Origin of the sequence: Nocardia sp. NPDC059154, assembly GCF_042755705.1 — a bacterium.
Classification (GTDB): domain Bacteria; phylum Actinomycetota; class Actinomycetes; order Mycobacteriales; family Mycobacteriaceae; genus Nocardia.
The window spans coordinates 1-10,783 of the sequence record NZ_JBHZCS010000139.1 but is presented as its reverse complement, the minus strand read 5'-3'; the positions used below and the strand labels follow the sequence as shown (position 1 = coordinate 10,783).

General features: G+C 64.7%; 11 protein-coding genes. 6 read left to right on the top strand and 5 right to left on the bottom strand.

All coding sequences use genetic code 11. The annotated features are described in order from the left end of the window. Nucleotides 1–344: 344 nt before the first annotated feature. The 3 genes from ACFXN1_RS50340 to ACFXN1_RS50330 form a co-directional block, all read right to left on the bottom strand. Nucleotides 345–683, bottom strand: coding sequence for a hypothetical protein (locus ACFXN1_RS50340; protein WP_379446445.1), 339 nt, complete (start codon nucleotides 681–683; stop codon nucleotides 345–347). A 321-nt stretch (nucleotides 684–1,004) separates the two neighbouring features. Next, nucleotides 1,005–1,202 carry a hypothetical protein gene (locus ACFXN1_RS50335; RefSeq protein ID WP_379446444.1) on the bottom strand — a complete coding sequence of 66 codons (198 nt, stop codon included), beginning with the start codon at nucleotides 1,200–1,202 and terminating at the stop codon, nucleotides 1,005–1,007. Nucleotides 1,203–1,291: 89 nt separating this feature from the next. Further along, on the bottom strand, nucleotides 1,292–1,741 hold the full coding sequence (locus ACFXN1_RS50330) for a MarR family winged helix-turn-helix transcriptional regulator (RefSeq protein ID WP_379446443.1): 450 nt from the start codon (nucleotides 1,739–1,741) through the stop codon (nucleotides 1,292–1,294). A 112-nt stretch (nucleotides 1,742–1,853) separates the two neighbouring features. On the opposite strand from ACFXN1_RS50330, the gene ACFXN1_RS50325 reads away from it, so the two are divergent. The 6 genes from ACFXN1_RS50325 to ACFXN1_RS50300 all read left to right on the top strand — a co-directional run bounded on the left by ACFXN1_RS50325 (nucleotide 1,854) and on the right by ACFXN1_RS50300 (nucleotide 7,482). Next, nucleotides 1,854–2,786 carry an alpha/beta hydrolase gene (locus ACFXN1_RS50325; RefSeq protein WP_379446442.1) on the top strand — a complete coding sequence of 311 codons (933 nt, stop codon included), beginning with the start codon at nucleotides 1,854–1,856 and terminating at the stop codon, nucleotides 2,784–2,786. A 205-nt stretch (nucleotides 2,787–2,991) separates the two neighbouring features. Next, entirely contained in the window at nucleotides 2,992–3,294 is a 303-nt protein-coding gene (locus ACFXN1_RS50320) for a hypothetical protein (RefSeq protein ID WP_379446441.1), read from the top strand. 170 nt (nucleotides 3,295–3,464) lie between these two features. Beyond that, entirely contained in the window at nucleotides 3,465–4,205 is a 741-nt protein-coding gene (locus ACFXN1_RS50315; protein ID WP_379446440.1) for a MerR family transcriptional regulator, read from the top strand. 1,467 nt (nucleotides 4,206–5,672) lie between these two features. After that, a complete protein-coding gene (locus tag ACFXN1_RS50310) occupies nucleotides 5,673–5,864 on the top strand; it encodes a hypothetical protein (RefSeq protein WP_379396020.1) in 192 nt (63 codons plus the stop codon). Nucleotides 5,865–6,118: 254 nt separating this feature from the next. Then, entirely contained in the window at nucleotides 6,119–6,766 is a 648-nt protein-coding gene (locus ACFXN1_RS50305; RefSeq protein WP_379464105.1) for an MspA family porin, read from the top strand. A gap of 89 nt (nucleotides 6,767–6,855) precedes the next feature. Next, nucleotides 6,856–7,482: a hypothetical protein gene (locus ACFXN1_RS50300; RefSeq protein ID WP_379464103.1), complete on the top strand. Its 627-nt coding sequence runs from the start codon at nucleotides 6,856–6,858 to the stop codon at nucleotides 7,480–7,482. 620 nt (nucleotides 7,483–8,102) lie between these two features. Here ACFXN1_RS50300 and ACFXN1_RS50295 read toward each other — a convergent pair. Then, nucleotides 8,103–8,312 carry a hypothetical protein gene (locus ACFXN1_RS50295; RefSeq protein WP_379464101.1) on the bottom strand — a complete coding sequence of 70 codons (210 nt, stop codon included), beginning with the start codon at nucleotides 8,310–8,312 and terminating at the stop codon, nucleotides 8,103–8,105. 1,461 nt (nucleotides 8,313–9,773) lie between these two features. After that, nucleotides 9,774–10,190 carry an SRPBCC family protein gene (locus tag ACFXN1_RS50290; protein ID WP_379446762.1) on the bottom strand — a complete coding sequence of 139 codons (417 nt, stop codon included), beginning with the start codon at nucleotides 10,188–10,190 and terminating at the stop codon, nucleotides 9,774–9,776. Between the last annotated feature and the right edge of the window lie 593 nt (nucleotides 10,191–10,783).

The window sequence follows — 10,783 nt, the reverse complement described above, 5'->3', positions numbered from 1 at the left end:
CTCGATCGTGGCCGAGCGTTTGTGCGGGTCCATTCCGATGATGACCGTCACCGGTGCGTCCTTCCCGTGTCGGGGTACGAGGTCCGTGCGGGAAGGCACCGCTACTTCGAGCTGGGCACCCCCCCTTCAGCCATTCCCGGCACAGTGACCGGTGAGACGCAAGCCAATAGTGAGCCACACCAATGACGCTGGCGGGCAGCCGATTAGGGAGCTACTCACCGGGCACCTGGACCCGATCCTGGCCGGGATCAGGCCCTACCGCCAGTGTCAAGTAGCCGATGAGCGGGCGATGCGCGGCTAGTATTACCGCCTGGTTGCAGTTGGTGTTCCCTCCGGCACCTGGGTCAGATGGTCCAGGTGATCGGGTAATTGGCGTACGTCGCGGTCTCAGCTGTGAACGTCACGCCGACTGCTCCGAGATCGTCGCGCGCTCTGACCCGCATCTCCTTCAGCTCGTCCATCTGCGCCGCATGCTCTTCGGAGTCCCATATACTCACCTGGGAGAGCGAGCCTTCAGGGGAGACACCCGCGTACCAGTGAAGAAGACCCGGCAGTCGCAGAATTGCCGGGATCAGATATTCCGAGGTCTTCTTGTCCGCAGCGACGACCGCGTCGTACAGGCTCGGATCGAAGGTGACGCGCCCGACGCGGACGACGGCAGTTGCTGGCAACGACTCTGTCATCGCGTTCGATTTCCTCTCGGCAACGCTGGAAGATCTTGCTTCCCAGACGATCCCACCGTCAGGGCTTATAGATCAATATCGATCTTCGGAGCGACCGATAAACCAGGCTTATCTGTTGTGGCGCAAGCGACTCCGATTATCGGCTCGCGCGGGCTGGCCGTCGACGGAACCGACCACTGTGCCGGAACATCCGCTACTGCCGCTGACCGCGCTGACCGAACCGGCCAGCTCGGGGCATCGGAAGATCAACTGGCCGTATCGATCCCAGGCCGGGCGCAATGCAGGCCGTGGTGTTCTCACTCGGGTCTCGTTCAGGCATGTCTACAGCCAGCCGAGGTGTTTCATGTCCGTGGCGTATTTCTGGAGCCATTCTTCGGTCAGGTGGGGGATATCGCCGTCGGCGCCGACTTTTTCGGCTTGTACGGAGGCGCGGAACTTCTCGTTGGAGGGCGCCGAGGTGTCAACGCGGTCCAGGGTGTATCCGTCGTCTGGTGTCCCACTCGGGCCCGGATCGCGCAATGACAGAACCCCCGATTTCTTGGTCAGCGTGATTGGTCCCCGGCAAGCTCGTCGGCATCCAGCGAGCGATCCGATAGCCCCGTGAGCGGTTAGCGCCGTGCCGAAGCCGGTGTCGAAACAGCTACGCTACGGAGTTTCGCGAGGCTACGCTGCAGTTCGGCCGCTTCCGCCGGAGAAAGCACAGCTCCGACGGCGTCGGCGAACGCGCGGTCCAGTACCGTGTTCGCCTGCGCGAGCAGCTCTTTCCCCGCGGGGGTCAACTCGATGATCGATGAGCGCCGATCACCCGGATTGGCCCGACGGACACACAAACCCTGCGCCTCGAGCCGGTCCACTGCCTTGCTCATGCCGCCGACGGTGACCAGCAGCCGGTCCGCCAAGTCGTGGACCCGGGCTGGATCTGTCGCCGCGATCGCGCGCAGCGTGTCGTACACCCCAACCGAGGTACCCAACTGCTCTCGCAGCCGCGCATCGGCCAGATTCCACAACCCGATCTGCGACCGGACCAGGTCATCGAACAATTGCCGCATCTCGGCCATGTGACACACCCCACTCTCAGCAATGTGCATTACCAGGAATTATCTCAACATGAAGACAAGTTCTCGGTAATGCTACCGCGAGACGTTCCATCCGGACCGAGAGGATCGACCAATGAGCAAGGCGCAGCGCGAAGCCGTCCACCGGCTGGTGCGCGACACCCCACTGGATTTCACCGCCGACCTGACGGTAACCCGGTCGCTGTTCGGCGAATTGCAAACCGCCACACCGCTTTCCGACGATGTGCGGCTGAAGGAATCAACACTGGGCGATATCCCGGTCGTCGAGATCGACATCGCGGGCATCGAGACCGACGATGTCGTGCTGTATTTCCACGGCGGTGGCTACGCCGCCGGATCCGCCTTCGGCGGTGCAGGATTGGCCTCGGATATCGCGCGGCGCGCACACGCCCGCGCCATCGCGGTGGAGTACCGCCTGGCTCCCGAACAGCCCCACCCCGCCGCCACCGACGACGCCCTGGCGGCCTACGGCGCTCTGCTCGACAGCGGAGTACCACCCGAGCGTATCGCCTTCGCCGGTGAATCCGCAGGTGGCGGGCTTGTTCTGGCCACCCTGCTCGCCGCGAAGCAGGCCGGCCTCCCCCAGCCCCGCGCTGCTGTCGTCATGTCCCCATGGGTGGATCTGACCAATACCCGCACCAGCCGTGCCACCAGAGCCGCCGCCGACCCAGCCCTGACCCCGCAGGATCTAAAAGCCTGCGCCGCCTACTACGCCGGTACGGCCGACCCCTCCGATCCGCTCATCAGCCCGCTGTTCGGCGATCTCGACGAGCTGCCGCCGCTGCTCATTCAAGTGGGCGGTGACGAAATCCTGCTGGACGACTCCATCGACTTCGCCGCCCGCGCCGCCGCAGCCAACGTATCCGTTCACCTGGACGTGACCCCCGAGGTTCCGCACGTCTTCCAAGGCATGGCCGCCGTCCTCGACGAAGCAGTCTGGGCCTTGGACCGAGCCGGGACATTCCTTCGCTCGCAATGGATCACGCCCACCCCGACACCGAGCCTGAACCCGGGCAGCAGCCACTGACCAAACCATGCGCCCACGTCTCATTGTGAACGTACTATTTTGCCGCATTTCGCGCTGACCGGACCGGTCAGCGCGACGCGACGGAAGATCAACTGGCCGTGGCCATCCGAGGCCGGCGGAACGTCCGCAACTAGCCGAGCTGCTGCGGCTGGGACTGGAGCCGCCGATACAGATCCGGTGGCAATCGTGGTGGAGAATCGGCCAGATGAGCAGCCTCGCTGAGGTCATCGTTCTCGGCCGAGATGCTGAACAACTCATGCACCACTTGACCGTTCGAGATGACGAGCGTGAATGGCATCAGTGCTTCACGCCGGTAGGCGATGCGATGTTCGAGGGCACCAATCGTGCAACAGACGAGTGCTACGCCTGGGTGATTCAAGACAGCTGCTTCGGCCTCTGGATGATCTATGACGGCAAGCTCTGCGAGGTTCAGCTACCCCGGACACAGCGTCTGGAATTCCGTTCCTCGGTCACGGGCGTCCTCCTGCGGACGGACCACGAGGACTGACATCGCGCTACCTACCGCCCACGCAGGCAACGTACTGTCATCAGTGCATACCGCGCTGACCGAACCAGCCAGCGCCGGCATCGGAAGATCAGCTGGCCGTGCCGATCCGGCTGTCTTCGCGGATGTTCCTTGACCCTGCCACCGTGTGAGGGTCAACACTCGAAGGCGTCATGTTCACAATCGGAGACTTCGCCAGGCATGGACGTGTTTCCATCCGCATGCTCAGGCACTACGACGCCATCGGTCTGCTGCGCCCTGCGCACGTGGACCAGTCCAGCAGCTACCGCTTCTACGCGGCGGCGCAGCTGTCCCGGCTCAACCGGATCGTCGCGCTGAAGGGCGTCGGCTTCACACTGCAGCAGGTGCAGACGATCCTCGACGAGGACATCAGCACCGATGAGTTGCGTGGGATGCTGCGACTGCGACGCGCCGAGCTGGAAGCGGCCCTGGCGCAGGCGGCGTCGGGCCTGGCCCAGGTCGAGGCGAGGCTCCGGTCGATCGAGAATGAGGGTTCCATGCCCCAAGAAGACGTCGTAATCAGGCAACTGCCCGCGGTCCGCCTGGCTGAGCTGAACGCGACGGCCACGAGCTTCTGCCCTGACGAGACCGGCCCGCTCATCGGCCGGCTCTTCGACGAGTTGCGCCGACGGCTCAACTCCGCCGGAGTCGCTCCGATCGGCCCCCGCACCGTCTACTTCGAGACCCCTGACGAAGGCGACTACGGGATCGTCGTGCACGTCGGCCTCCCTGTCCCCGAGGGAGTCACCGAGGACGCGGACCTTCAGATCGTCTCGCTGCCCCCGGTGGAATGCGCCGCCACGATCGTGCACCGCGGCATGCCATACAGCTTTCTGAGCACCAGCGTGGATACGCGCACTCCGATACCGAGTGGGGCGCCAGCGCTCAACTGACTACGACACTGGGGGCCGGTGGTTAGGAATTCTGGTGTTCGGTCCCTGGCCATCAGGAGCAAGGAATGACAACAACCGTCACGGTTGGCTGACGGAACTGCGTCGGGTTCGAGGCGCTGATGCGGCTGGTCCGCGACGGCCGAATCTGATTGCGCCTCATACCCTACGAGCGATATCGATGCTCAGACCTAGAATATCGGTGGGGATGCACCGGGGGGATGCGCCGGCGGTGGGGGATTCACCGGCGGTGGGGGATGCAATGGCGGTGGGGTGGTGGTGGTTGCCGGAGGCGGCGTATGCCTCGCCTCCGGACCGTCGAAGGGCCGGACCAGGATGTCAGCACGACCCCGGGAGTGCGGGCTGATATCCGCGCAGGTGCCAAGGTTGCCCCCGCACAGTTCGCCAGAGAAACTGCCGGGTACTTGTGGGAGTTCGACGGTCGGCGTATTCGCCGATGCACTGAACGCGATCACTGTCGCGGCTGCAAGGGATCCGAGCATGACGGTGGTAGTCCGGAGAATCTTCGGCGGATGCACTGACCGACTGCGGTGACCGCCACCGTGTTTGTATTGTCCAGCCGTCCGGGTGACGTGGCGGGCAGTCAGCTCGTGCCGATGTATCAGCTCATGCTGGTGTGCGGGGTCCTGTGACCAGGAGTCACGGTCGCGAGATGTCGTCATGTGTTCTCTGCGGCGATTTCGGGACATAGCCCAGCACAGGCAGTGGCCGAGCGCTCTGGTGGCCGAGCGCTCTGGTGCTGTCAACCGTTGCCGGTGGGGTATGACCGGCGTAATCATGAGCAGCTCCCGATGCGTGAACCGACGCAACTCGCGCGGTATCGACCTGTTGATTGTCTCCCGGCACGATGCCCCGGAAACAGGGCAATTCGGCTCCTCCGTACAGAGCAGAGAAGGCGTTGATCGGGCCTGCGCGCCTACGATATTTCGTGGTCGCCTCCCCTCCGGCGGGTCATCTGCGGAATGCATATCCACCCGCCCGGTTCTTTTTCCCGGAGGCTGGGCGGGGCCACAGACAGATCTGCCCGGATCGATGAACGCCCATGCTTGCCGGCACCGTTCGGGATGCGTACCGGCGACCGGTGTTTCACAATCTTTGCTTACCGGCGTCTTCTCCGGCACCGGTGGCAGCCCGGATCGTGTGGTGCAGGCCAGGGTTCGGCCGCCACGCGGAACTGCTGCACCCCTTGTGACCGGCGGCGACACGCATACCCTCCGACCGGTGACCGGGCACCCGCGCGCGGGGCCCCGGCGCACTCGGGCAGGCACGCATCCGAGGGGCTGAGGTGGCCTGGACGCACCGACGCCCAGGCCACACCCCCGACCGCTGATCGTGTGCGATGAGCCACATACTTGATGGATCGAGAAGTGTTGGGGCACAGACTATTTCCGGGTGTGCGATATCGGACGCAGTGTGGCGGGGAACCCTTCCGCGCGGTGGGAGCAGCTCATGTCGATGACCCTGTTGGTGACAATCGCGATCTTCGCACCCGTGGTTGCGGTGGCCGCCGCCTACGCGACGGTCGCGGTGACCTGCTGGTGGGAAACCCGCCGCCGGACAACACGTCTGAGCGCGCCCACGTCGGTGAACGACATCCGGATCGAGGACGTGCCGGCGCGGCCGCGGATCCACTGGCCCTGACGCTCGGATCCGCTGGCCCCTGACCCTTCACCGATCGACGTCAGTGTCCTGGTCGCCGCCCACCCGGGCGGGAGGGAGGCGGCTTCGGCGTCGATGTCCGTCGGGATCGACGCCGGGTGCCCTGGTCGACACGCCTGGCCGTGACATCGCCTGGCCGGTGGCGCCGTTTAGGCTTGCGAAGCGGTGTTCCTCCCGTGTGGGTTTGTTCCTGTGTTGTCGAGTTGCCTATCGTCGTGAACCGGAAGGCTCCAGGCATGCGAGGTTCGTTCACCGGCGCCCTGGCCGCTACGGTCGCGGCAAATCTGGGCGTGGTGGGCCTGTGGGCCGGTGGCGCCGGACTCGGCCGCGCCCAGCCGCCCGGTGCGGATATCTCCGGTGGGGGAGTTCATGTGACGGCGTCGGTCGACAGCATCGAGGCGAACCCGCCCGGTGACCGGACACCGACCTTCCTCATGACGTTCTCGCACGCCGCGCAGATGTCCGGCGATTACTCGGTCACCGTCGACGGCGGCCCGATCACCTCTGGACAGGCGGTCGCGGGATTCATCCTCGGTTGCGGGATCAGTGTGGACGGCGGCTTCGGTGTCGAGATCGGCACCGATCAACGGCTGGGCGCGAGAATTCCCGGTCGGGTCATCAGGCCCGGTGTCATCGGGAATCTGGGCGTGGGCGAAGGCGTGTTCGCGAACGTGGGACCCGGCCAGGTCACTGTTGCGAGAACGGAGACGGCCCGCCTGGATGCCGCCACGACGTTCCCGCATCGCATCGCGTTCAACAATGCCGCGCTCAATATCGCCCAATGCGCCTCGCCGGTATCGGCCGTCCCTTTCATCACCACCACGGTGAGCACCGCTGAGAGGCTGGTGCAGACCACCGCCTACGGCGACCAGTTCACCTTCTGAAACGGCGGTTCGGTTGGAGTTGGAATCCTTTGGGTCACAAAGTGTCTTGCTGAACAGGCAATGCTCGCACGAAGGAGAGGTAGGACATGATGCCCGATATCCTCGAGCCGGCCGAGACCTGGAAGTTCGATGCTGGTCAAGCGCGGTTGTATCCCGCCGACGGCGCTGATCTCGTCGATCCGTTCATCATCGCCGCCGGTTCGATCCATAACCGGCCGAGCGATCTCGATGTTCTCCTCGAGGATGTCGCTAACGAGGGGTACTCGTTGCTTGCGGGCCTGCACGCCGCTGGTTACGACGTCATTCTGGTCGGATACAACAACGGTGCGGCCCATCTCGAGACCAACTCCTCGGTGATCACCGAAACGATCACCCTCGCCAACGATGTACGCAGTTCCGAATATCCGCTCACTGTCGGTGGTCTCGGGCGCGGCGCGCTGCTTGCCCGCTACGCGCTCGCGAAGTCGGAAACCGAAGGCGTCGATACTCGGACCGGGTTCTACGTGTCCTGGAACGGGACACCGCACCGGACCGAGGAAGGCGCGTTGATGGAGCGGGTGGGCTGGTGGCCCCGGATTCCGGTGAAAATCAAAGTGCGCTCCCAGGCCGAGGTCGATTGGTTCCCCAACGGTGAGTTCGATCGTGAACGCATCGACGACAGCGACGAGGTGATGACACAGAGCCTGGGCAGGTGGCTCATCAACACGATCAGCTGATCCCGGGCCATCCCCAGCAACAGCAACGACCGCAGCTCTTTACGGTCCGGTACTGCTCAGACCGAGTGGATCGAAGAGGGTGTGCACGAATCGAGGGTGGCGTATCTCGACGTGGCAGACCTCGTCACCGCGGGCGCACCCGGCTACAGGACCGCTCGAAGTCCGACGCCGTTGTGCCGGCGGATTGTTCGCATCGATCGTTTTCGAACACTCAGCGACATGGGTGGACGGGATGGGGGCCGGTAACGACCTCATCATCAGTCAGCCACGATCGGGCACCGACCGGTTGAGAAGGCCGACCTGTTGGTATGCGCTGAGGTGTCGGCGCAGCACAACCCCCTGACCCCGCTGAGCCGATACGAGGGTCTCGCCCCACGTGCACTACCGCGCCGCTGGGGCGAGACCCTCGTCCATCCGATTGGCCAGCGCGGGACACGTTTGTGCAGGGTGAGCAGGACGTGATCGAACGCCGACACGCTCTTGTTCCGCACGATCGGCGAGCGTCTGGGCTCGACTCCGTTCACAGTGTGCGGGATCGGGCGCGGAGCCCTGCAACTGCGCTACACCCTGGCCAGGTGCGAGTGCGACCGCATCGACCACCAGACCGGGCAGTTCGTGTCCTACTCCAGCACTACCCCGACCGCCGCAGAGGCCGACGCGCTCAACCGGGTCGGTTCCTGGCCGGTCATCCCCCGCAGACTCGTGGTCGCGGGCCCGATCGCGCCGTGTGCGAGAAACGCCGGCAGGTCGATGCCCAGATGCTCGGTGACCTCACACAGCGCGTTGTCCAGTGCCGCCCGCGCGGACCCCGGCCGGGGGTGCAGCCGCACAATGGTGTCGGCCCAGCGGATTTCGACGTGGCAGACCTGGTCACTGCGGGCGGACCCGGCGACCGGGCGCGGTGCACCGATGACGACGTGGGCCTCACTACGTAGCGGCTGACCCGGCCGCTGATGAACACCTGCACTCGAGCACTCCCCTTCGACCGATCATGCACGGGACCGTTCGATAGTTCGACGCCGCACGCGCTGCGGATTGCTCGACCCGGATCATCGACCGAGCAGGTCCATGCATTCACCACCACCAGAACCCGGCGCCCTCGCCGCGAGGCGCGCATCCTGCACATCATGGTGATCGTCCAACTACGCAACCGCACTGCAGGCCGCGTCTACTACGACGCCCGCAGAGCCGGTGGGAAGACCTCGATGGAAACGTTGCGCGCGCTCAAAAGCCGCCTGTCGAACACTGTCTACACCCGGATGCTCGCCGATCAGCAACGACGCGAACTGGCAGGCCCGGGAGGGCAATCGGGGACGACTCCTGACTCCAGCCCGACCGGCTCCACCCGCACACCGGTCCTTCGGACAAGCCACATCCCGGACCCACGGCTCGGCAACGAGGCACGTTGGTGGAGCACGGTGCGGGCTTATCATCAGACGTGTCGGGGAATGTCAATGGACTCGACAATCGGTGGGCCGGGTCCCTGTGACGAGTTCGCCGGAAGAAGGTAATGACGATGGCTAACAAGACGCGCCGAACTGCCACATGCCAGCCGCTCGCGAGGGCTGCCCTCGTTGGAGCCGCGGTGGTGGTTCCAATGACGGCGGCGGTTCCTGCCGTGGCTGCGCCGACGCCTGTGCCCGGTGTGGTGCAGGACGCTTACCCGTGGGACGTCGGCGGTTGGGGCACTGGGGACTGGGGTGTCGGTGGCTTGGTCGATGGTTGGGGTAGTGGTGATTGGGGTAGTGGTGATTGGGGTAGTGGTGATTGGGGTAGTGGAGACTTGTTCGGTAGTAGCTGACCGAACCTATTTGCGCGGGATAGAGATTGGTCGGCTGGCGGCGAACCGGTTCGACCGCAGTACTTTTCGGCGGCCTTCGCCAATGGGTAGGTCTAGATCATCGGTGTCGCCGTGCCGGTGCAGACGAAGTCGAGGGCCTGGGTGTGGCCACCGGGATCACCCCGGCGGCTCGCATTGTCGCTCTCGTTTTGTCATGGTCATTCACACTTCCCGGCAGTGCTGATACCGCGCTGGCATCCGCTGCCAGCGCGGACTCGACACGCCGCCGACGCCAGCCATTCACGGACAGAACCGCAACAGCGAAACCATCAGCAAATGCACGTAGTGGCCGCGTAGCGCGCGGCTCGAGCGCTGGTCTCAGTAGGCGATCACGGCGGGGAACCGCACAGCGCCGCCGGCCACGCGTCCAAGGTCGCACTCACCCAAACCACCGTCCGCAAGCTGGTCGACAACAACGGCAACCGGTGATAGCGCAACCCGGGACCCGCAGTCAGGCCGCCTCGGCAAGCTCGGCCAGCTTGCGCATCGCCTTGGGCAGCTCGGCCGCCGCGCGGCGACCGATGACACGAGCGAACAGAGGTGACAGCGGCCCCGCAATCGAGATTTCATGGGTAAACCGCGTGCCCTCGGCGGCGGCCTCGATACGGTGCTCGAAAGTCATTGTCGCCAAGGGAAGCCGGCTCACATCGGTGAACGACACATTCGGGGTGACCTCAGTCATCGCGAACCTTGTCTTGGGCCCACCGGCCGGCTTGAGCGAGCCCGTGGTGCCCTCGGCGAACGGGCCGTCGACCGTCACCCACTCCACTTCGTGATCCCACTTCGACCACTCGGTCGGGTCGGCGTAGTGCCTCCACAGCTGCGCCGGGGTCGCGGTGGTGGACTCGGTGTGCGCGAACTTCCACATGACTTGCAGTCTCCTTCGATCAAACCGATTTAGTATGCGCACATACTATCTTGGAGCTTTCAGATCCCGCAAGTCCAAACACCGTCGCACCAAACCCCGACCGATCTGCCCGCCGTCAGCTCGGCGGCAAGGACAGTTACGACGTCTCTACCAGCAGCTATACACGCGCCGCTCTACTTCTTCGCAGAGGCTAATCCGCTTCGGAACTCGACCCGCTTGACCTCCACCCCAGGCGTGCAGCGCAAGCCACTCACACAGACCCTACGCGCCCCGATCGGGCAGCGAAACACCCTGCTGCACAACATCTTCAGCCGACTCACCAACAGCCGCATGGCAGCCCGGACAAAGCCATGTCAAGTTCCGAAGCCGAATAACCTCTAGCGTCGTTGGGGCCGCGACCAGCGCCGCCGGTATCACTTTTCCGGCCTTGCCGGTGATCGGCCCCGCGCAGCCGGCCTTCGAGATCGTGACAGTGGAGCCAACCTGAGACACGACAGCTAGAGGATGTCGCGTGGGTCGGTGGGACCGGCGGCGGCTGCGGCGTGGACTCTGCCTTCTTCCTCGAAGGTGTGGAAGCCCTCGTAGGTGAGGAA

Excerpts from the sequence above, each read along its gene's own strand:
- ACFXN1_RS50340 (WP_379446445.1), bottom strand. The coding sequence starts at position 683 with ATGACAGAGTCGTTGCCAGCAACTGCCGTCGTCCGCGTCGGGCGCGTC.
- ACFXN1_RS50330 (WP_379446443.1), bottom strand. The coding sequence starts at position 1,741 with ATGGCCGAGATGCGGCAATTGTTCGATGACCTGGTCCGGTCGCAGATC.
- ACFXN1_RS50325 (WP_379446442.1), top strand. The coding sequence starts at position 1,854 with ATGAGCAAGGCGCAGCGCGAAGCCGTCCACCGGCTGGTGCGCGACACC.
- ACFXN1_RS50320 (WP_379446441.1), top strand. The coding sequence starts at position 2,992 with ATGAGCAGCCTCGCTGAGGTCATCGTTCTCGGCCGAGATGCTGAACAA.
- ACFXN1_RS50315 (WP_379446440.1), top strand. The coding sequence starts at position 3,465 with ATGTTCACAATCGGAGACTTCGCCAGGCATGGACGTGTTTCCATCCGC.
- ACFXN1_RS50310 (WP_379396020.1), top strand. The coding sequence starts at position 5,673 with ATGTCGATGACCCTGTTGGTGACAATCGCGATCTTCGCACCCGTGGTT.
- ACFXN1_RS50305 (WP_379464105.1), top strand. The coding sequence starts at position 6,119 with ATGCGAGGTTCGTTCACCGGCGCCCTGGCCGCTACGGTCGCGGCAAAT.
- ACFXN1_RS50300 (WP_379464103.1), top strand. The coding sequence starts at position 6,856 with ATGCCCGATATCCTCGAGCCGGCCGAGACCTGGAAGTTCGATGCTGGT.
- ACFXN1_RS50290 (WP_379446762.1), bottom strand. The coding sequence starts at position 10,190 with ATGTGGAAGTTCGCGCACACCGAGTCCACCACCGCGACCCCGGCGCAG.